The 19,981-nt window shown below is 60.1% G+C and carries 24 protein-coding genes and 3 pseudogenes; 20 read left to right on the top strand and 7 right to left on the bottom strand.

Features of this window, described 5'->3' with window-relative positions; translation table 11 throughout:
• Positions 1-247 precede the first annotated feature (247 nt).
• Positions 248-691, top strand: a complete 444-nt coding sequence (locus Q2941_RS45445) for a CBS domain-containing protein (protein WP_027527849.1) — start codon at positions 248-250, stop codon at positions 689-691.
• Positions 692-729: 38 nt separating this feature from the next.
• Here the strand turns inward: Q2941_RS45445 and Q2941_RS45440 are convergent, their stop codons facing one another.
• The 3 genes from Q2941_RS45440 to Q2941_RS45430 form a co-directional block, all read right to left on the bottom strand.
• Positions 730-1,362, bottom strand: coding sequence for a group II intron maturase-specific domain-containing protein (locus Q2941_RS45440; protein WP_458196659.1), 633 nt, complete (start codon positions 1,360-1,362; stop codon positions 730-732).
• 16 nt (positions 1,363-1,378) lie between these two features.
• Entirely contained in the window at positions 1,379-1,636 is a 258-nt protein-coding gene (locus Q2941_RS45435) for a reverse transcriptase domain-containing protein (protein ID WP_458196658.1), read from the bottom strand.
• A 101-nt stretch (positions 1,637-1,737) separates the two neighbouring features.
• The gene (locus Q2941_RS45430) at positions 1,738-1,983 is read right to left on the bottom strand and encodes a hypothetical protein (protein ID WP_027527847.1); all 246 of its coding nucleotides are present in this window, start codon (positions 1,981-1,983) and stop codon (positions 1,738-1,740) included.
• A 1,099-nt stretch (positions 1,984-3,082) separates the two neighbouring features.
• On the opposite strand from Q2941_RS45430, the gene Q2941_RS45425 reads away from it, so the two are divergent.
• Positions 3,083-3,292, top strand: coding sequence for a PRC-barrel domain-containing protein (locus Q2941_RS45425; RefSeq protein ID WP_027527846.1), 210 nt, complete (start codon positions 3,083-3,085; stop codon positions 3,290-3,292).
• Positions 3,293-3,362: 70 nt separating this feature from the next.
• Positions 3,363-3,530, top strand: a pseudogene (locus Q2941_RS45420) (amidase); the annotation flags it as partial.
• 3 nt (positions 3,531-3,533) lie between these two features.
• Here the strand turns inward: Q2941_RS45420 and Q2941_RS45415 are convergent.
• Both Q2941_RS45415 and Q2941_RS45410 read right to left on the bottom strand, forming a co-directional pair.
• Positions 3,534-4,241 (bottom strand): ABC transporter ATP-binding protein, encoded by a 708-nt coding sequence (locus Q2941_RS45415; protein WP_254107292.1) that lies wholly within the window; start codon positions 4,239-4,241, stop codon positions 3,534-3,536.
• Positions 4,219-4,929 (bottom strand): ATP-binding cassette domain-containing protein, encoded by a 711-nt coding sequence (locus Q2941_RS45410; RefSeq protein ID WP_458196657.1) that lies wholly within the window; start codon positions 4,927-4,929, stop codon positions 4,219-4,221. The genes Q2941_RS45415 and Q2941_RS45410 overlap by 23 nt, the downstream gene beginning before the upstream one ends.
• 129 nt (positions 4,930-5,058) lie before the next feature.
• Between Q2941_RS45410 and Q2941_RS45405 the strand changes: the two genes are divergently transcribed.
• The 8 genes and pseudogenes from Q2941_RS45405 (at position 5,059) to Q2941_RS45370 (ending at position 13,350) form a co-directional block, all read left to right on the top strand.
• Positions 5,059-6,294 carry an urea ABC transporter substrate-binding protein gene (locus tag Q2941_RS45405; RefSeq protein WP_027527843.1) on the top strand — a complete coding sequence of 412 codons (1,236 nt, stop codon included), beginning with the start codon at positions 5,059-5,061 and terminating at the stop codon, positions 6,292-6,294.
• 49 nt (positions 6,295-6,343) lie between these two features.
• Complete coding sequence (locus Q2941_RS45400) at positions 6,344-7,204, top strand: branched-chain amino acid ABC transporter permease (RefSeq protein ID WP_254107293.1); 861 nt, start codon at positions 6,344-6,346, stop codon at positions 7,202-7,204.
• Positions 7,201-8,202 (top strand): branched-chain amino acid ABC transporter permease, encoded by a 1,002-nt coding sequence (locus Q2941_RS45395; protein WP_035665002.1) that lies wholly within the window; start codon positions 7,201-7,203, stop codon positions 8,200-8,202. The genes Q2941_RS45400 and Q2941_RS45395 overlap by 4 nt, the downstream gene beginning before the upstream one ends.
• Positions 8,203-8,462: 260 nt before the next feature.
• Positions 8,463-9,341 (top strand): aldo/keto reductase, encoded by an 879-nt coding sequence (locus Q2941_RS45390; RefSeq protein WP_371260602.1) that lies wholly within the window; start codon positions 8,463-8,465, stop codon positions 9,339-9,341.
• Between the two features lie 371 nt (positions 9,342-9,712).
• Positions 9,713-10,217 (top strand): annotated as a pseudogene (locus Q2941_RS45385) (Lrp/AsnC family transcriptional regulator).
• A 779-nt stretch (positions 10,218-10,996) separates the two neighbouring features.
• On the top strand, positions 10,997-12,106 hold the full coding sequence (locus tag Q2941_RS45380) for a tetratricopeptide repeat protein (protein ID WP_458196655.1): 1,110 nt from the start codon (positions 10,997-10,999) through the stop codon (positions 12,104-12,106).
• Positions 12,107-12,577: 471 nt separating this feature from the next.
• The gene (locus Q2941_RS45375; RefSeq protein WP_027528040.1) at positions 12,578-12,967 is read left to right on the top strand and encodes a response regulator; all 390 of its coding nucleotides are present in this window, start codon (positions 12,578-12,580) and stop codon (positions 12,965-12,967) included.
• Positions 12,968-13,140: 173 nt separating this feature from the next.
• Positions 13,141-13,350: a hypothetical protein gene (locus Q2941_RS45370; protein WP_027528039.1), complete on the top strand. Its 210-nt coding sequence runs from the start codon at positions 13,141-13,143 to the stop codon at positions 13,348-13,350.
• Between the two features lie 254 nt (positions 13,351-13,604).
• Here Q2941_RS45370 and Q2941_RS45365 read toward each other — a convergent pair whose 3' ends face one another.
• Positions 13,605-13,769, bottom strand: coding sequence for a hypothetical protein (locus Q2941_RS45365; protein WP_458196654.1), 165 nt, complete (start codon positions 13,767-13,769; stop codon positions 13,605-13,607).
• A 775-nt stretch (positions 13,770-14,544) separates the two neighbouring features.
• Between Q2941_RS45365 and Q2941_RS45360 the strand changes: the two are divergent.
• The 9 genes and pseudogenes from Q2941_RS45360 (at position 14,545) to Q2941_RS45320 (ending at position 19,307) form a co-directional block, all read left to right on the top strand.
• Positions 14,545-15,208, top strand: a pseudogene (locus Q2941_RS45360) (SOS response-associated peptidase).
• Entirely contained in the window at positions 15,205-15,471 is a 267-nt protein-coding gene (locus Q2941_RS45355; protein WP_027527595.1) for a hypothetical protein, read from the top strand. The pseudogene Q2941_RS45360 and the gene Q2941_RS45355 overlap by 4 nt, the downstream one beginning before the upstream one ends.
• 627 nt (positions 15,472-16,098) lie before the next feature.
• Positions 16,099-16,287 carry a hypothetical protein gene (locus Q2941_RS45350; RefSeq protein ID WP_254107301.1) on the top strand — a complete coding sequence of 63 codons (189 nt, stop codon included), beginning with the start codon at positions 16,099-16,101 and terminating at the stop codon, positions 16,285-16,287.
• 60 nt (positions 16,288-16,347) lie between these two features.
• Positions 16,348-16,668 (top strand): DUF1488 family protein, encoded by a 321-nt coding sequence (locus tag Q2941_RS45345; protein ID WP_156944844.1) that lies wholly within the window; start codon positions 16,348-16,350, stop codon positions 16,666-16,668.
• A 251-nt stretch (positions 16,669-16,919) separates the two neighbouring features.
• A complete protein-coding gene (locus tag Q2941_RS45340) occupies positions 16,920-17,042 on the top strand; it encodes a hypothetical protein (RefSeq protein ID WP_256375339.1) in 123 nt (40 codons plus the stop codon).
• A 273-nt stretch (positions 17,043-17,315) separates the two neighbouring features.
• Complete coding sequence (locus Q2941_RS45335; RefSeq protein ID WP_254107302.1) at positions 17,316-17,588, top strand: ribbon-helix-helix domain-containing protein; 273 nt, start codon at positions 17,316-17,318, stop codon at positions 17,586-17,588.
• Between the two features lie 83 nt (positions 17,589-17,671).
• Positions 17,672-17,914, top strand: coding sequence for a hypothetical protein (locus tag Q2941_RS45330; protein ID WP_027527591.1), 243 nt, complete (start codon positions 17,672-17,674; stop codon positions 17,912-17,914).
• Between the two features lie 67 nt (positions 17,915-17,981).
• The gene (locus Q2941_RS45325) at positions 17,982-18,128 is read left to right on the top strand and encodes a hypothetical protein (protein ID WP_198031940.1); all 147 of its coding nucleotides are present in this window, start codon (positions 17,982-17,984) and stop codon (positions 18,126-18,128) included.
• Between the two features lie 195 nt (positions 18,129-18,323).
• Positions 18,324-19,307 (top strand): ABC transporter substrate-binding protein, encoded by a 984-nt coding sequence (locus tag Q2941_RS45320; RefSeq protein WP_027527590.1) that lies wholly within the window; start codon positions 18,324-18,326, stop codon positions 19,305-19,307.
• 470 nt (positions 19,308-19,777) lie between these two features.
• On the opposite strand, the gene Q2941_RS45315 is transcribed toward Q2941_RS45320, so the two are convergent.
• A partial coding sequence (locus Q2941_RS45315; protein WP_458196653.1) for a hypothetical protein occupies positions 19,778-19,981 on the bottom strand: 204 nt, incomplete at its 5' end.

The following is a 19,981-nucleotide window of genomic DNA, read 5'->3' as shown; positions in this document are numbered from 1 at the left end:
ATTGAAACACGGCTAGAATTACATTCTGCAGTTTGTCATCTAAGTTGAAATCGCTTGCGAGCTTGAGCGCCAGAGCGCCCTTGCGGAAGTCGGGTTGCCAAACTCACTGCGGTGCACAACATCCCGATCGTAGGCGACAGAGGTGGGGTTAGCTTCCAAGGGGCGGTCCATGAGGAGCTCGTTTTGATCTCTGTCAAAACCGCAAGCGGATTTTATGCGATGTTGCGATCCTGCCTCCGGTGCCGCCATGACGACTGTTCGTCATATCCTGGAAGATAAGGGCCGTCGGGTATGGTCTGTGCGTCCTGGCGACAAAGTCTACGACGCAATTAAGATGATGGCCGAAAAGGACGTTGGCTCGCTTGTCGTGCTGGACGGCAGCAGAATAGTCGGCATTGTCACGGAACGACACTACGCCCGCAACGTATTCTTGAAGGGGCGCGCGTCGCCACAGACGCCTGTCGACGATATCATGGAGCGCAACGTCGTATGCGTTGGGCAAGACCAATCAATCGAGGAATGCATGGCGCTCATGACCACGAAGCGCCTACGCCATCTGCCGGTGACCGAAAATGGCGCGCTGCTCGGCATTGTTTCGATTGGTGATCTGGTCAAGAGCATCATCAGCGACCGGGAATTCTTGATCGAGCAGTTGGCGCACTACATCAGCGGCAGTCCCCGACCTGATTGACGTGGAACGAGGCGCTACGGTCGAGCCAATGGGTGAATTTACGCTCGAAGGTATTGGACGTCCTCTGGCAACGTATAACGTGCTCGGTGCCAAACCTGCAAAATTGAACGCCGGTGCATGACGCCGCGCGATGTCGGCGCGTGGCCATCAGAGTCCGGACGCCTCACTGCGGTACATAGCGGACTTGATTTGCTCCCGTTGAGTTCTTCGCATTTTGGTGGAGTCGAGATGTGGCGCGGTGGCTTTAGGCTGCACATATCTGTTGCCGCCTCTTTCGTCTGGCGGTGCCTTAGTGGTGCAGCCGAGACTCGTTTCCACATCCCGCTCGTCGAACCGGACAGGCAGATCTCCTGCATCCGGCCCTCGGACAAGACGCCTTCACCCACGGCAGGTCGCCCAAGCGCGGCTAGACGTACGAGTCCGAAGTGCCCGTAGAGGTGCAAGAGTGGATAGGTCCCGCCCCTGCGTCGCCTGACCCTGTGCTTGCTGCGTAACCACCGGCGCAACCGCACAGCGGTGTGGTTGTCGATCGCCCGGTACACTTTGATGACGGTGCCCACATTGAAGTAGTTCGCCCATCCGCGCAGCGTGCGGTTCAACTTAGCCACCGGCTCTGTGGTGTCTTGCCCTAATCCGGTTCGAGCCGTCAGCGCATGAATGGTTTCCACCATGCCTTGATGCTTTTCTTCAATGGCCGGTATCCCAGGCGCCCCTGGCCGGTCTCGCTGAGTACATCCGCCCGAACGAGTAGCCCAGGAAGTCGAACTCTCCTTCCGGCACCTTACAGATTCGTGTCTTCTCCTCGTTGACCGTCAGCTTCAGCTTTCTCATGATCACGCGCAGTTGTCGCAAGGCTTCTTCAGCTTTGCCCCGCCTGCACAGGATTACGAGGTCATCGGCATAGGTCACGATGCGAGAGCCGAGGCTTCGCTCCAGCCCGAGCATCTTCCATCCCGGGCAAAGTTTCGCGCTGGGAACGCCGCCTCGACGATCCACGGGTAGCGCTTGGCCTTGGCGGCCTTGAGGGCTGCATTGTTTCCATAGCTTTAAAAGTTAGGTGGCCGTTGGCTAACCAGCGAACCTTCCGCGCCGTCCAGAAAATAGCCGTGTTCACTCTCGGCTCGGCTGTGCGGATGTGGGCCGTTGGGTGCAACCAACATCACAGCGGTAACCAACTTCCGTTCGTGGTCGTCCTCGTCCACGATACCACCAAGCGTTCGGGCGTAATTCAGGAACGCCGCCTCGTCGAACACGGCAAAGCGCTGGATGAACTCCAGATATTTGATCCTCATGATTGATCCCCACGCTTCCACGCAATGAGGGTCGGCCCGTGCCGAGACCTCCCGGGTCGGCTGGCGCGCGTGGCGAAAGGCTACACCTCAAGGGGTTTGTGGTGAAGGGCGTTTGTGTCTGGGGGGCCACCCGGGCCCCCGGGGGATTTTTCCGCGCCGGTAAATCCAACCCCCGGGCCGAGGCGAGACGCACTTTAACGGCCGCCCACCGAGCGCGGGCGGATGCGCTGGAGATCGAGGCTGGCGATGAGTAGCTTCTCTAGGTGAGAGAATCTGCCTGATGGATGAACCAGACAGCCACCAGCAACGTTGTGGCAGAAGGCGGGGATAGCACCCCGCGATGCGATCACCGGCCCGAGAAGACTCGAGCAATCGCGCCCCCCGGTGGTCGCGCTCCGCACCAGCGCCGCCTCGAGGGCGGCCCGGCGACCGCGGAGGGCGGGCGCAACGGGGCCAGCGTTGCGCGAAAATGGGAATACAGACCGGGCGTAGATCAAGAGCGATGCGGCTTCGCACCAGCACCGAACGCAAATTCAATTTCGGATGATACGCTGATCATCATAGGCCTCGCGCTTGTTGGCCTCGCGCTCCAGCGCAAATTCTCGGAGGAGCCGCGCAACAAGAGCGGCGAAGATCAAGAGTCTGAAGGTAGCCGCACCACACGACGCTGACACCGCATCAACGCAGGGCCCCGAGGCCGACAACTGAGGCGGCCTTTTTACATCAGCGGCCCGCAGCGTTCCGTAAGCACGCTACGGGCCTAGCCGAAGCGAGGTGAAGGGGAAACCAAACCTCGCTGGCTAGCATCACGCTATGTCGGAACGGGAAAAGGAACTTTGACCCATCTCAAGAGGGATAAAACGATTTAGGACACTTCAAGATTCAACTTAGGACACTTGGGGCAAAATACGGACAGTACCCCTTCACCGCCTTCATCTCGGCCAGCAACTCACCCGCCCTAATCTCCGCCCGTAGCCACAGCCTTAAATCGGTATCAGATATCGCCGTGCTGGCCGGCGATATCGCTTTGCGTCCCTGTCACGAGTTGTACGCTTTCATATGCGACGGCGCAGCCTATCCCCGAAAGCCTAGCCACGTCATGCCAACCGAACTGCGAGCGTTCACGATCCTTGTCGAATTCGATCAAGCTCAAACCGAGCTTGTCGGCAAAGCCGTCGTCCTGACCGACGGAAAGGCCGGGACCGTCGAGCAGGTCTGGCTCGATGAACGGCACGGCTTGCGCATTTCGGTCAGAGGCCACGACGGCAGGTGGCCGGTCTCAACGATCAAGTTGGCGCAGACGGATTGATGCCCATATATTTGCGCGAGGACGGTTTCACCGACTTCACCGATTTCACCTTGCGCCTTACTCGGACCAGAACACGTGTCCCTTCGACGTGAGCGGCCATCCCGCCTTCACGGTTCCGTGCGGCAGGGTGGGCGGGCTGCCTATCGGCATGATGCTGGTCGGCCACCACTTTGACGAAGCGACGCTGATCAACGCGGGCCAGGCATTCGAGCAGATCGGGGACTGGCAGAGCCGCTGAACGTCAAAGGCCCATCCGCTCAGAAATAAGCGCCCGATCGCCAAGTGCGGACGGCGCGAGCTCGTCTGTTATCCGACCCTTTTGCATGATCAAGACGCGCTGCGCCAGCGTGGCGACTAGCTTGAGATCTTGCTCCACCAGGAGGATCGTCAAATTCCAGGCGCTGCGCAGCACCTGCAGCCGTTCGGCGATGTCATCGACGATCGATGGCTGCACACCGTCGCTCGGCTCGTCGAGCAACACCAGGTTTGGTCGGCCCGCGAGACAGCGAGCCAGAGCCAGCACTTGACGCTCGCCGCCCGAGAGCATGCGGGCACGACGATCGAGCAGCGGCCTCAGGATCGGGAAGCGCTCCAACAGCTCCGGCACGGCGCTCGGCTCAATGACGCCGAGTTCGCCCATGCGCAGGTTTTCTCGCACAGTCAGGTCAGGGAAGACCCCCTCACCTTGTGGAACGTAGCCTATTCCGGCGCGCGCCCGATGAGCCGTCCGAACGCGGGTGACGTCCCGCCCCTCATATCGGATGACCCCCGCAGTCGCCTGCAGCTCGCCGATCAAGGTCTTCAGCAACGTCGTCTTGCCCATCCCATTGTGTCCCAGCACGCCGACGAGTTCGCCGCGAGCGATCGAGAACGATACGCCGGCGAGGATGCCAATACGGCCATAGCCCGCGTGCAGATTCTCGACATCAAGTATGGCGCGACCTGCCAAGATACACCTCGCGTACGCGCGGATCGCGTTGCACGTTGTCCATGGCGCCTTCGACGAGGATGCGTCCCTGGTGAAAGACCGTGACGAATGAATTCAGCCTGCGGATGAATTCCATATCGTGCTCGACGACGATGACGCTCGCGTCGCTATTGATAACGCGGATAAGCTCGACCGTTCGGTCGATCTCTTCTGCCGCCATCCCCGCCGTGGGCTCGTCAAGCAGCATCAGCTTCGGGCGTTGGGCCATGACCATACCGATGTCGACCCATTGGCGCATGCCGTGCGCAAGTGTCCCGACGGTCTGCTTGGCCACATTCCCCAGATTGAGGCGATAGATCATCTCATGGACGGCGACTCGGGCACCGGTCGTCGAATGCCGAAGGCGCGCCGCAAGCCACAGATTCTCCGCGACACTGAGACCCTCGAACACGCTGGGGACCTGGTTCTTGATCCCGATTCCGAGGCGCCCGATTGTGTGTGGCGCGCGGCCAGTGATCTCCTGCCCATCGAAGATGATGTGTCCACCGCTGGCACGAAGCTGACCGGTGACGAGCTTGAAGAAGGTGCTTTTGCCCGCGCCGTTCGGGCCGATCAAGCAGCGCAACTCCCCGCGTCGCATCTTGAAATCCACGCCGGCGACCGCCTGGACGCCGCCGAACCACTTCTCGAGGCTTTGCGTCTCGAGCACCGACTCTTGGCTCATTGAGGCGCTCGGCGCCCTCATGAGGACTTGATCTGCATCGCGGTCCGGTGGGATAATGCAGCTTGCGCGCGTCATAACGCATTATAGCTGAAGCATAGGCAATGGAGGAAGCCCATGTTGACTCGCAGGACAGCGCTTTTTCAACTCAGTGCAGCGTCGCTCGGTTTGGCCCTGGCGAATATGCCGCAACGCCGCGCCGAGGCGGCGGACGAGATTGTCGTCGGCAACCTGCTCGATTCCACCGGACCGATTAACATCTACGGCCTGCCGATGGTCGATGCCACGAAATTCGCGATCGACGACATCAATTCCTCGGGCGGGGTCTTAGGAAAAAAACTTCATCTCGTGCAGTTCGATACGCAATCCAACAATCAATTGTACACACAATACGCTACGCAACTGTTGCTCGAAAGCAAGGTCGCGGTCCTCATGGGAGGCATCACCAGCGCTTCGCGCGAAGCCGTCCGGCCGGTCGTCAACAAATATGGCGCCCTGTATTTCTACAACGAGCAGTATGAAGGCGGCGTATGCGACAAGAACGTCTTCTGCACGGGCGTGACGCCGGCTCAGCAGATCGGCAACCTGGCGCCGTGGGCGGTGCAGGAGCACGGCCCCAAGTTTTATACGCTGGCGGCCGACTACAACTACGGCCATATTTCCGCGGACTGGGTGAAGGTTTACCTCCAGCAGGCGAAGGGCGAGCTCGCAGCGCAAGAATTCATTCCGCTCGACGTGGTCGATTTCGGCTCGGTCATTCAGCGCATCGAGAATGCGCGGCCGAACGTCGTGTTTTCCTTGCTGGTCGGTGGCAACCACATCGCCTTCTACCGGCAGTTCGCCGCCGCGGGTCTGAACAAGAAAATCCCGATCGTCTCGCCGACTTTCGGTCTCGGCAACGAGCAGATCGTTCTGAAGCCGGAGGAGGTCGAGGGATTGACCGTAATTTATCCGTACTTCCAGGAGCTCGACAACGAGACCAACAAGAAGTGGGTAGCCGCTTGGCGTCAACGGTACGGCGCCGACTATCCCTACATCACCGACTCGGCCAATACCGTGTGGAACGGCTGGCATCTCTGGGCCATGGCCGCCAACAAGGCGGGATCGCTCGAGCCGGCCAAGGTCATTGCCGCGCTGGAGAGCGGACTGTCCTTCGACGCGCCGGAAGGCAAGATCAGGCTCGACCCGCAGAGTCATCACGTTGTGCATACGGTGCATCTTGCGAAGGTCAACGACAAGAAGGGCTTCACGATCTTCAAATCGATCGAGAACGTCGAACCCTCGGACACTAAACAGGTCTGCGACCTGATCGGGAAGCCCGACCAACACACGCAGTACACGCCGAAGTTCTGATGACAGACGGCGGCGACGGCTGATCCGTGGCCCGGAGGGTTGCAGCGGAATGGACCAGGCAGTGGTAACGGCGGTAGGCGTCCTTTTCTCGATCTCTACCCTTGTGCTGCTCGCCCTAGGCCTCGCCATCATCTTCGGCATGATGGGCGTGCTGAACCTGGCCCAGGGGGAATTCCTCACGCTCGGCGCCTACACCGTGCTCGTCGCCACCTCTCACGGGCTCTCGATCTGGGCGGGGATTCTGCTCGCTCCGTTCGTCGTCGGTTCTATCGGAGTGATCCTCGAAAGATCGATCATCCGCTTTCTGTATGGTCGTCCGCTCGACACGATGCTGGCCACGTGGGGCCTGAGCCTGGCGCTCGTCGGCGTCATGACTCTCGTCATGGGGCCGACGACCGAAGGTATTGCGACGCCCCTCGGCAGTTTCGAAGTCGGCCGCTACGGCGTCTCCTTCTACCGGCTCGTGGTGATTGCGATCTCCGCCGGCGCGGCTCTGGCGACCTATTTGGCGCTTCGCCACACGCGCTCTGGGCTGATCGCGCGGGCGACGATGCAGTCGCCTCATCTCGTGGCGGTCTCGGGCGTCGAGCCGCAGCTCGTCTATATGGCTACGTTCGGCGCAGGAGCGGCGCTCGCCGGGCTGGCCGGCGCGGTGATGGCCCCCCTGACCGGCGTGGTCCCCACCATGGGACTTGCCTTCATCGCCAAGATTTTCATCACCGTCATGGTGGGTGGCTCGACGGTGCTGGTCGGCACCGTAAGCTCCGCCGGCGTCCTCGGGCTGGTCGAGAGCGCCATTTCCTACGCCTCGACGCCGATCTACGGCCAGGTCGCGATGCTGGCTCTGGCGATGGTGTTACTGCGTCTCCTGCCGAACGGAATGTCCGGCCTGTTTCGGGGCGGCCTATGAAGCGGGGTGAGCTGATCGGCTGGGCCGCGGCGGCGGTTGTCCTAGCCGGCGTGCCCCAGCTGTTGTCGCTGTTCCAGACGGTCCAGCTCACGGTCTTCGTCATCTTTGCAATGCTGGCGCTTAGCCTCGACTTCCTGTGGGGGATCGCCGGCATTCTGTCCTTTGGCCAGGCGGCGCTGTTCGGCGTCGGCGGATACGTTTATGGCATCGTCGGCATCGCCTTGGGGACGACCCCGCTCGGATTGATTGCGGGAATGCTGAGTCCCGCAGTCGTCGCCGCGCTCATCGGCTACGTCGCCTTCTACGGACGGGTCGGATCGATGTATCTCGCCGTAGTTACCTTGACGCTGACGCTGATCCTTTACCAGGTCATGGGCAGCACGGCGGATCCGAAATACGCGATCGGCGATGCGCGCCTTGGCGGTTACAACGGGATGACCAACATACCTTCTCTGTCCCTCGCCGGTCGTGGCGGCCCGCCGCTGGGTCCGGTGGAATACTTCTATGTCGTCGGGGGACTGCTCTTTCTCGCCTTGATATTTTGCGTCACTCTCTCCCGCGCTTCTTTCGGACGCATTCTTCAGGGCATCCGGGAGAACGAGTCGCGCATGGAGTTGCTCGGGTACGACGTTCGCTGGCGGAAGCTCCTCGCCTTTGTCATTTCTGCGGCCATCGCCGGTCTCGCGGGAGCGCTGTTCGCGAGCTGGGGCAACTTCATAAACCCGGAGGTCTTCAGTCTGCCGCAGGCCGCAGTGGTGGTCATTTGGGTTCTGGTGGGCGGACGTGGCACACTGTGGGGCGCCATCCTCGGGACTGTCGTCGTACAATATTTAACAAGTCTCGTGGGCGAAGTCGGAGCAATCTATACCACGATCGTGCTTGGGAGCATTCTGGTCGCGATCGTGCTCTTGTTCCGCCGCGGCCTAGCACCGGCTCTAATGGACGGCGTTGTCCGGGTCGTTCGTCGTCGGTCCGGCGAGGTTGCCGCGGGTCGTTGAACTGCACGTCCGATCAACCCATGTCCGCTCTTGCCCCCGCTATGGGCCGACAAGCGGACATCAATTCTGCCTCATCTGACCGCCTCGGTCTGCTCGGCATTCCCGTTCACCCCGCGAGCCTGATCCGGCTTGCCGCAACGTTCACGACCCGGGCGTCTCCCTGATACGGACAGTAGCCGCAGAAGATGATGCGGCCGCAGTCGCTAAGGCGTAACCTTGAAACGCCAACGTGATCACACCGACCAGCCCACGGCGCTTTCATGAGAGGTCCAGCGATGCCCGCAGAGCATGATACGCGCCCTCTGGGTCGAACCAGCATCCATGTGCTGCCCTTGGGCATCGGCACGAACAAATGGCGGCGTGCCGATCGTGGGGCCGTGTTGGAAACATACAGGACCATTCATGATGCCGGCCCGTGCATGATCGACACGGCTGAGATCTATTTCTCGGAGCGCGTCGTGGGTGACTGCTTGCGCGCCGGTCCCACCCGCGCGGTGATAGCATCGAAATTCCTTCCCTTTCCGGGCCGAACCTCTCCGCGCCGCCTGATGAGCGCGCTTGACGGTTCGCTCGCGCGCCTTGGCCTCGAGACAATCGATCTCTACTATGTCCATTATCCGCTGCCCTTGATTGACGTGGGAGTGTTCGCCGAGGGCCTCGCCGAAGCGGTGAACTCTGGCAAGGCACGCGCGGTCGGCGTGGCAAATTTCAATGCGGACCAGATGCGCCGCATCGCCGATCACCTCGCAAGGACCGGAGTTCCGCTCGCCGCCAATCAGGTCAATTACAGCCTGCTCCGACGGGCAGCGGAAACAAGTGGCGTACTCGAAGCCTGCCGTGAGCTCGATGTAGCACTGGTCGCGTATTTTCCCCTTGCGTCCGGCCGCCTCACGCAGCCATCGGACAGCATTGGCACGAAAGCCCTGCTGACGTGTCTCGCCGATATTGCCCGCGCGCACGAGGCCAGCATCAGCCAGGTCGCCCTAAACTGGCTGTTGGCGCGCGACAGGCACGTGATTCCCATCCCCGGCGCGACGAAGCCTCATCACGCAAGGGCCAATCTCGATGCACTCGGTTGGCGCTTGAGTGAGACCGAGTTTGACGCGATCGACCGAGCCTCAGCAAAGATTGGAACATGAATCCGGAGCCCATCAAATCTCTCATCTCGACCTCGGACATCAACAAGATTGAGCGCAGAACCGCAGGATCGCGGCACGGGGCGACATCGATGTCGAAGTCGATGGCTGCCCCTCCTTCCGCATCGACCGTCATACGGAATTCGACCATCTGCAGGCCGAACCGCTGCACATCGGCCAGAAGCTGAGACGCCGCAGCGAGCGAGTCCGTGGCGAAGGCCCTGAAGACGACAGATGAAGCGCGACGCGCCGAAGCTGGCATTGGCTGGTCTCCTCGCCAAGACTGTACTCCCGGGCCATCAGGTGATTTTCCCGATCTTTTGCGCGAGAATGCCAATTCGAAGAAGATTCATCCGCGGACATGGAGATTTTTGATGAAATCATCTTCTCATGCGAAGGCGCGAACCAAGGCGCAGCTCGACCTGATCGATCGAAAGATCCTTTCAATTCTTCGCAACGAGGGCCGCCTTACGATCAACGAACTGGCCGATCGCGTAGGGCTGTCATCTTCGCCCTGCTGGTCGCGGGTCAGGCGCCTGGAGGAGATCGGCGTCATCAAGCACTACGCGGCCGTCATCGATCACACCGCCCTCGGCCTGAAGGATATCGTTTTCATCGAAGTCACGCTCGACAAGCACGGCGACAAGGTGCTCACACGTTTTGGCGATGCTCTCGCCAAGATTCCGGAAGTGATCGAAGCCAACCTCGTCACCGGCGACTATGACGGTCGCGGTCGCCGACACGACGCACTACGAGCGGTTTCTGCGCGAGAAGCCCTACAGGATTCAGGGCATCAGGCACACCCGATCGACGTTTTCGCTGCGAAGCCTGAAGCTCGTCATGTCCGCCGATCCGCTGCTCGTCAGCCCAGGTGGCTAGACGAGGCAGCAATTCACCGCGGGACGACAAGAACGGGAGGAGACAAGCAATCCATCCAGAGGCGCGACACTCACGGCACGGCCCAATAATTCGCCTCGGCATCCTATTCTACGATGCGCCGATTTTCGATCTGTACCAAATTCACCGACGCATGCTTCGTGCCGAGAATAAAGGCGCGGAGACAACGCTCGGCTCTAGATAGGATCGAGAATGAAAGATCGGCCATATAGCGGCTGACGGCTTGTCGGAATGGCCGTCTCGCAAGGTAACTAAGCCACTGAAAGGCTTGGTGGGCGCACCAGGGCTCGAACCTGGGATCCGCTGATTAGGAGACGTATGATTTGCTAGAAAGATCAACGCTAATTCCGGCAACTGAGCCGCCAAACCTGCGTTGAACCCGCAATGGGTTTTCTCCTTGTCGGAATGACTGATCTCGGTTCACTAGCGTGCGGGGACGAGATCGTGAACGTCGGGGGTTTGAGTCGGCGGAGCGCTACCTACGTTCCCCCCGACAGTTTTCTGCTGAGTTTACGGTCTCTGTGGCTTAGCCCTGCCCTGAAGCCCACCTTCTCCCCTTGCGGGGGACGTAGAATGGTAAAGTTCTCAATGAAAACAACGGTGTTTGCTTCGTGTGTCCTCCGTTGTGTCCCGATCAGCCAAGGCTCCTGGGAAGACCGCTGATGCGCCCGAACCCGCCCCTGACGCCTTTGCGCCGCCGCTCCCGGTGTGCGGTGTGCTAGGCTCCTCCGTGTCACGAACAGGAGTATTTTGCGGACGGAATGGTTGAGGAAATCATTACGGCGCTCAGCCGGTTTCATTGGCTGTTCGTAATCGCGCGAAATTCGAGCTTCACCTTCAAGGGCAGAGCCGTCGATATCAAGGAAGTCGGGCGCAGGCTTGGCGTGCGCTATGTCCTTGAGGGGTCTGTGCGCAAGGCGTTAGGGAAAGTTCGGATTACAGGGCAGTTGAGTGATGCGACTACGGGCGCGCACATTTGGGTGGACAGGTTCGAGCGTGACCTGACCGACGTTTTCGCTCTCCAGGATGAAGTCACCGTCGCCGTTGTCTCAGCTATTCAGCCGAAACTGCTTCAAACAGAAATCGCAATAGCGACGCGGCGGCGACCGGAGAACCTTACCGCCTATGATTTTTATCTCCGAGCTATGCCGCAGTTTTACCTAGCGACCCACGAAGGGGTGGCCGAGGCGATCACGCTGGCGCATCGTGCCTTGGAACTGGACCCTCGGTTCGGCCTTGTCGCGGCTCTGGCAGGTGTCCTCCACATGAACAACGTCGTTTTTGGCTTTGCTGCCGATCCGCAATTCGAACGCAAGGAAGCAATTCGGCTTTGTCGCTTGGCCTTGAGCCTCGACGATGGTGATCCGGAAACGTTGGCTTTTGCTGCCCTGATCGCGGCGTTCTTGGTCCGCGATTATGAAGGTGCAATCGAAATGGCTGACCGGGCCGTCGCGCTCAACCCAAATTCGCTTACCGGATGGGGCTGCAGAGGCTGGGTCTATCGAAGTGCGGGGCTGCCGGAGGAAGCGATCCGCAGCTTTGAACGTGCCATTCGCGCGAGCCCGGTAGACCCGCTGTTACACCGGCCGCTTACCGGCATGGGGATTGCCTTAGTTGAACTGGGTCGCTTTGACGAGGCCGTCGTCGCCGCGAGGAAGGCCCTGCGTCAGAACCCATTCTTTTCGCTAACTTATTGTTGTCTTGCGTCCGCTTTCGCCCATCTCGGACGCGACGCAGAAGCGCGTGAAGGGGCGGCGCGTGTGCTCGAGACCGATCCCGCCTTCACAATCTCTGGGTTCATCGCTCGCGGCGGGCGATCAAACGCGAAGCTGCTGATCGAGGGTCTTCGGAAAGCGGGGTTGCCCGAATGAGCCCAGTGCTTGTAGCGACGAGGTGATCGAATGACGGCTTTGCTCTCGCGCCGCTGGCCGCTGACAACTTGCGCCACCGCTCCCGGCGCGCGGACGATGGATGTGGACATCATGACGTGCTGCGATGCCGCGCGCGCGGCGTGCTCTATTCCGTTGCCGCGTAGTCGATGCCTGCTGGTGCCGCCTCGTGGTGACTGAGCTTTATCTCCTTCACAACCAGACCAAGCACGATAGCTGCCATCACTATAACGAGCGGTCGAAGTTCTTCCCGACAAAGCATACGAGATCAACGTGCGCTGCTTCCATTCAGTTCCCCTAGCCGGTGATGCCGAATAATAGCGCTTTACGAGGAATTCCTGTGCCCGCACCACGAGGCTAGTTGCGTCGCGGAACTTGGAACCATGGCAAGGAACGGTTTCGTCGGTCGGCCTTTGTCCTAGCGAGGCAGGCCGACACATCGCGAGGTGGACGATGTCTCCTCCCACCGGACGTTCCGTGAAGGATTGCCGCGTTCTGATCATTGAGAGCGAGTACTTGCTCGGAGATGATCTAGCGAAGGCGCTCCGTGCGCTCGGCGCTCACGTGATCGGGCCAGTCATCGACGCGATGTCTGTCCAGCACGATGGTTTCGATGTCGCCGCGGTCGATATCAATCTGCGCGGACGCTCAGCCTTTCCAATCGCGGACGAACTCATGCGTGTCGGAAAGCCCTTCATTTTCACGACTGGCTACGGTGCCGAGAATATCCCCGACCGCTTCCAGCATGTGCGGCGATGGGAGAATCCTTACGATCTTGAGGAATTCACGGCCGACGTTGCCGAGTTGTGTCGCTCACAGCTTCATCCCTTGCTCGCGGTGTGAAGGAGGACGGGCACCGCCCTGGGAATTCACGCAAGGGCAGCGACGCCTTTTGGCGCGACCCCGACGTGGATCTTCCCACTCCATGGAACCATCGACGACGTTTGAGGAACGCGAAACAATTTCTCACTCTGTAACTTAAGTTAATCGTGGGGCCCGATCAAAGAAGTCGCGTCATGGAACCGATCAGCCGAATATCGGACCACATCGACCATAAGACCGCGCGGTCGATCTGTGACGAGGTGGGTGACAGGTTGCAACAGGACTTATCTCGCGAAACTTCGCCCCTGCCGCCATACCTCGAGCGTCTAATCGATGAGTTGCGCAAACAGGAGCGTCATCTAAATGATGGCGTCGAAAGCTGGCGCGCCGCGCGCGCCAGCTGACTAGCGGCGGCCATCTGAGCGTGAAGAAAAGGCGGCGCCGCACTCGCTCACCCGGTGGCGCTATCCGCCGATCTCGCCGTTCAGTACATGTTGCCTCTCGGCGGTCCCGAATTGTCTGCTCTCGCGCCGCAATTGGCGGCCAAGCAGACGTGCACGGCGGTGGGCTCGATGCTGGCACGGTTCACATCGAGGGGCGCGAGAAGGTTGCAGATCATTCGATAGATGATTGAGCGCGCCTTGGTCGTCGGGTCGCCTCACTGCGGCCAATCCTTGCAGAGCGTGATGCCGATCATGATCAGCGAGCCGATTGCGACCGCCACCGGGCAGATAAACGGCAACTCTTCCAGCACGCCGATAACGACCGCCCGGACGCGGAGAGTTCTCGTCATATGCGCAAAGCGCCAGCCTGCCACACCCATCGGACATCTCCGTTTGGCCCCCAGCAGCGGCGGTCTAACTCTTCAGCGCGAAGCGATCTCCGGCTATAGCCCATTCGGATGTATCCCTGGCTCAAGGTGAAGGAACCCTTGCAAGATCTTAGGGGGCATTGCCAAGGCAGGCTGCGGGCTCTTTGGGGTGCCGCCGCGAGCGGGGTACGCGCGACCGCTCCCCTCGAGGAAATCTGCCGCGAGAAAATTCCTGGTTGCAGTTGCGGGGACGATGCCGCGCGACAAAGTCCGGTCTGTCCCGATAGCGACCGAATTCCGCATCGCCGCGAAATGACGCGATGAACCAACAGGCGACATTGCAGGTGTGGCGTGACATCAAAGAGGCCGCCACTCTTCGCAGCGCTACTCTGGCCGGACGCGAAGCATTCGGTAGGCTGGCTCGCGCTCTAGCAAGTCCGTGCGGACGGCAACGGTGCGCCAGTGGTGAGCGGCGTCGCGAAGCGCCCACGCGGTGTGTGGGTTACGAGCTTTGTCGGCCAGCTCTTCACACATTTCCGCTCGTTCAAGCATTCCGTTGATCCGCGTCATGAGCGCCAACATGACCCGGGATCCCATCGTTCCAAAATTACTTAGGCTAATTGCAGAGACCCTAGCGCCGGAATTTACAATGCGGGCGCGGGGCGTTTGGTTCTGTTCACTAGTGAACACCAAATCGAATAAGGGCACTAGTTCCTTCGAACTAGAATACGGGCCTCGAATACGGACAGAACCTACACCGGCAAAAAAGAACTGATTTGGAAGCCGAATGTGCAATCTCTACAGCGTCACCACGAACCAGGAAGCGATCCGCAACCTGTTTCGCGTGATCAACCGGTACGTCGGCAACCTGCCTCCGATGCCGGGTGTATTTCCAGACTACCCGGCTCCGGTGGTGCGCAACGCCGACGGCGAGCGCGAGATGGTACTGATGCGATGGGCATGCCGCCGCCACCGCCACGAACGGGCGGGCCGCCGGTCACCAACATCCGCAACACGTCTTCGCCGCACTGGCGAGGCTGGCTCAAGCCCGAGAGTCGCTGCCTGGTCCCGGCCAACAGCTTTGCCGAGTACGCGCCGGAGCCGAACCCTGAGACGAAGAAGAAGGATGTCGTTTGGTTCGCTCTCAATGAGACCCGGCCACTGTTCGGCTCCGCTGGCATCTGGACGACGTTCAACGGTGATCGAGGCACGAAGTCTAAGCCGGCGCCGGGGCCGCATCAGGTCTACGGCTTCCTGACGACCGCGCCGAACTCGGTGGTCGCGCCGATCCACCCGAAGGCGATGCCGGTGATCCTGACGACCGACGAGGAGCGCGATGTTTGGATGCGCGCGCATGGGAGGAGGCGAAGGCGTTGCAGCGACCACTACCCGATGACGTGATTGCGATCGTCGCGCGTGGTGAATCGAAGGAAGATCAGGCCGCCGCATGAAGCTCACCGCCGACCGCCCCTACGCAGACCCCGAAGCTGCCGCCCGCAAGCTGATTGAGATCGCCACTAGCATCGAGCCCGTGCAAGACGGCCGCATTCATATCGAGAAGATCAACGCGCCGTTCCTCTACACGCTGAAGGGCAGTGGCCCTAAGTTCGGCGCCGGCATCAAGATGGCGATCGAGCGCGGCCGGCTCGAGCTGCACGAGAGCGGGACATATGTGCGGCTCTTGAAGACAGACGCTCCGCCTTCGGGGCTTTGACCGAAAGACGGCCCCGGCCGGGGGGATTGCGTGGGCAGGCCGGGGCCGTTGGAGGTGCTTGGCCTCAGCCAAGCGAATGATCATAGACCGACGCAGGGTCAGCGATCTGTTCGCCTCCATACACTCGCGGTACCACGATGACGCGGCTTTCAGCCGCAGACCTTTGCGCTCTTCTGGCACAAACTACATAGCTGCCCGACACCATCCGTGTGACGGTACGCCCATGGGGAATGACCGGTTATTTCAGTCGATGGTAATTGCTGCTGGCGTGGGGTCGGTCGTGGCCTTTGTCGCGCTGGTGCTGGCTTTTTGATTTAGCTCAAGCCACCCACTCTCTTAGGCGCACCCACTGCGAGGATGACGCATGCGCGGCATTGGCTACTGCATTTGTTGGCGTGGAGTCTGGCCCTAGTAGGCTTGATGGCGCTCTTCTCACTGCTTCTGTAAGGCTGCCTCAGTTGTCGGCCCGCCAGCGTCAACCGGCGGCCTTTGTCGTCACGGCGTCAACCGGCGGTCGTGCGCTGCCAGCCGCCACCGATTGCGCTTCCTGTGAGATCGGCGCATGCGCTTAATAGCGACACCTGCCCACGGACATCATTCGCTGATTTGCGTTCCGAAGGGGTAACTGTGGACCTGACCGAGATCGAGCGCGCGTTCTTAAAGCAGCTGTCCTCAGAACCGTGGATCAGCGCCCCGCTCTTCGATCATGAACTGGTCGCCCGGCTTGTCGAGTTAGGCCTCGTCGTGGCTAACCCGCTTGCGTCAGGAGAAGTCGAGTACAACATCACTGCCGCCGGGCGCGCGGCGCTTTCCTAAAACCGTCCCCGGTGTCCGCTGATCTGCGTTAAGAAATCCATCCCCGTCTTGGGGAAATCGTTGCGCAACTTCGCTCGTTGCGGTTGGCCGCTGGCTACCGACGGGAAAGGCAAGGCCGTAGCTCACAGCGAACTGCGGTCCTGGATGACGGTAAAGGGAACCGTTCCTGTCCAGCCGGTTCGCGTCTTCGTCAGTTACGAGGCCCTCGCCCAACTTGATCCGTTCGACATTCGAGACTTCGCTGCTGCCTTCGAGCATTTCGAGAGGTTTCGTACCCGCATCGAAGCCGCTGCCAGTGACAAATTTGATCGAGACGGTCCCGATGCCGACAAGCACGAGGGGATGCTTGCGATCCGGTTGACTACCAATGATCCGATCTAGCTTATCGAGATCTGGCTGAAGAAGAGGCCCCTAGATGCTCGACAAAGCGATGCAGCTTCAGCTTCCTCATTGGCTGATCATCGCCGGCGTTGCGCTGGTGATATTCGGGACTCTTGGCATGCTCTTTCGAAGGCGGAAGGACCTGTCGTCGGAGCAATCAGCAGAGACCAATCGCTAGGCCCTCGCCGGAAAACGTTCGCTGATGCCGAGAACGCCTGCGAGTCCTTCTCGACTCATCTGACGAGATTCTGGTGGCGGAGCGCGGCGGCCCGACGATGTTCGCCGCGATCGGCATCCGGCGCGCGATCAACGCGGGCAAGCCGGGGCATCAACTCGAGCCGCGGCGCAAGCGGACGAAGCTTACCGGCTCGTGAGGTGAATGCTGCGGCCTCAATTCGGCTTCCTGCGGAGCTTCATGATGATCTCCCGCAGATCCTCCACGTACTGCTCGATGATCCGCCGCGCCTCCTCCATGTGCGAAGGCTTTGGCTTCGGCGCGTCCTTTCCCGGGCGAGGCTCGTCAGACGGTGTCATGCCCCATGGTGTCATAAGCTGGGAACACCCGTTGACCTATGTCAACGTTCGGCCCGGCCGCGGGGCCCATTAGAAATTCGTGATCGTCTCCGGATTGAGCGCGAGGAATAGCCATGAAATCCCCGGTCGTGAAACGATCCATCGTCGTCGCCAGCCACAAGACCAGCGTCAGCCTGGAAGAAGCCTTCTGGAACGGCATGAAGGAGATCTCCGGCCTGCGCAACATGACGCTGTCGGAGCTGGTCGGCGAGATCGATCGCAACCGTAAGCAGGGTAATCTGTCGTCCGCGCTACGCCTGTTCGTTCTCGACTATTTCAAGAACGGCGCGGCGACCCCGCCTCAGCAGAAAGTGCCGGCGCCGCAGCCATCCAGCGATGGACCGTGAGATCTAAGGAACGTCCGCTCGTCAATCCGGTTGGCAAGTACGAGGTCTCGCGATCGACTCTTGCCGGACCTGGAGGGACATCGTTGGCAAAAGAATTGGCCTCGAGGACTGAGCTTGAGCTCATTGCTCTTCAGGAAATTCGAAGCTTTCCTGGTGCCGAATTGGTTATCTCCGTCGAGATCGAATCCGACTTTGGTCAGTCTGCCGGCATAAATTGGACTCTCCATGTCGTCGCGAAGGAAGGGGCCGATCTTGATCGTATCCACTATGCTGCCAAGACGACCAGTGACCGGCTGAAGCGCAGATACGATCTCCGATCAGGCTAATTCCGGATGCACCGCGGAGACGACCGCGTGGCAGGCAACGAAGCGATCGAACAACAAGGATGGAACAATGACCGTCCTAGTTTACGTCAACACCAGCAAACGGGTTGGCGATCCAGAGAACGTCAAAGTCTTCGCCACGGTCGACGCGGCGGAACGGTGGTTTGAGGAGAACGATCCGGAGGGTGTGGCGTTCGAATATGAAGTTCTGAAGTAGTGCCGCTCACGGGACGATCCGGTCAGCACTCTAGCGCGCGAAAATTGGGCATTAGCGAGGGCGAAGTCCGCTTCGCGCCGAGAGCTGACCTTCCAGCGAGGTCGCATTTTGACCCGGTTCGGACAATGGACTCTGCGTAGCGGCTGCAATGATATAGACTGCGATCACAGAAAATTTCCGCCGATGCGTGATTGAATGAGATCGTTTGCCACTCCTCTCGCGATTCTCATGGTGCTGCTCGTGTTAGCGGCGCCGGCAGGCGCCCAAGCCGCTGCGGCGGTGCCACGCGTCGCGGTCCTCTGCGTCCCCTCGTGCAGCGGTGTCACTTTCGACGCTCTGATAGACGAGCTTCGTAGCCTCGGTTGGGTCGAGAGTGCCACGGTCAAGCTGGAACGTAAGGAATCGGGTTCCCGGCTCGACCAGCTTCCTGCGTTGGCCGCCGACCTCGTGCGATCGAAACCCGATCTCATTGTTGCCTTCACGCCTCAGGCGGTGCGCGCCGTAAAGGACGCGACCTCGGACATACCAATCGTCATGCTCTTCGTCGCTGATCCGGTCGGTGTAGGGCTCGCATCAAGCCTTGCTCATCCTGGGGGAAACCTGACGGGTGTCGCCACGCTCGTTCCAGGCGCTTTCATAGGGAAGATGCTTGAAGTGCTCCGAGAGCTTCTCCCTCGCGTGAAACGCGTTGCAGCTTTTCTCAACCCCTCAAGCGAGACTTTGCGCCTGCTATTTCCTAGGGAGGCACCACCGGCGGCCGCTAAGCTCGGTTTTCAGCTTGAGGTCGTTAACGTGGAGGAAGCGGGGGAAATTCCAGGCGCAGTTGCCGCCGCCAAGGCCGGAGGGGCGGAAGCCTTGTGGATAGTCGGCGATCCCATCTTTCACAGCCCGCCGAACCGGGTACCCGACCTCGCGGCGCAGGCGGGCCTACCGTCGATTTACCTCGTCCGCAACCTTGTGCAGGCCGGCGGATTGATCTCGTATGGACCGGACTTTCCGGGTGAGGCTCGGCGGGGGGCTCACTATGTCGATCGAATACTGAAAGGCGCCAAACCGGGCGACCTACCTATTGAACAGCCCAGCAAGTATCTGCTCGCTGTTAATCTCAAGACAGCTAAATCGCTCGGTGTCGAAATCCCGCCGGCTCTTCTCGCTCGCGCGGATGAAGTCTTTGAGTAGGATCGCATAATTTCCGTGACTGGCCCATCCGCGAAGTGGTCGCGCGCCTCGTTGAGGTCCGGACACGGGAGTAAAGCGGATTAGCTCTGCGCACACTGAGTTTTCGCATTTTGACCAAGGCAGACATCGGCCCTGATTTGACAATCGCCATGATGAAGGCAGCCTGCTAATCTCCCCGACGTGTGTGGCCTATAGCGACTGTAACCATCAGCGCTGAGGTACAACTATGATTCCTAACAGGGCGCCTCTTGCCGCGATTGCGGTTCTTGTCGCTTCAACGGTCTCTGTATCCGCATTGGAATCAACCGTGACGGCGAGGTCGTCGCTGTCGCTGGAAGCGCTCTGGCAAACAGTTGGCGATTTCTGCGCGACGGCCCTATGGAATCCGGTCGTTGAGGACTGCGTCCTCAGTACAGATGGTCGGGACTCGAATAACTCGCGCCGCGGATAACGAGTCCGCTTTACCCCACTCAGCCGACATATGAGCTGAAATTGCACAAGGTCTGCGTCGCACCAACAACAGACGCGTACGTTGCAGCAATTGCGTCGTATTCGATCACCTTGTCGGCTGGCCAGAAACGGTCTAGAGTTTTGTTCGTCGCCCGTGAAGAATTCGGAAGCGATTGATCTGTCGCTGTGATTTGACGTGAGCAAGTATTCGATTGTGCAAGAAA

Source organism: Bradyrhizobium sp. UFLA05-153 (assembly GCF_054185185.1).
The sequence above is the reverse complement of the archived record's forward strand: the minus strand, read 5'-3'. Positions and strand labels throughout refer to the sequence as shown.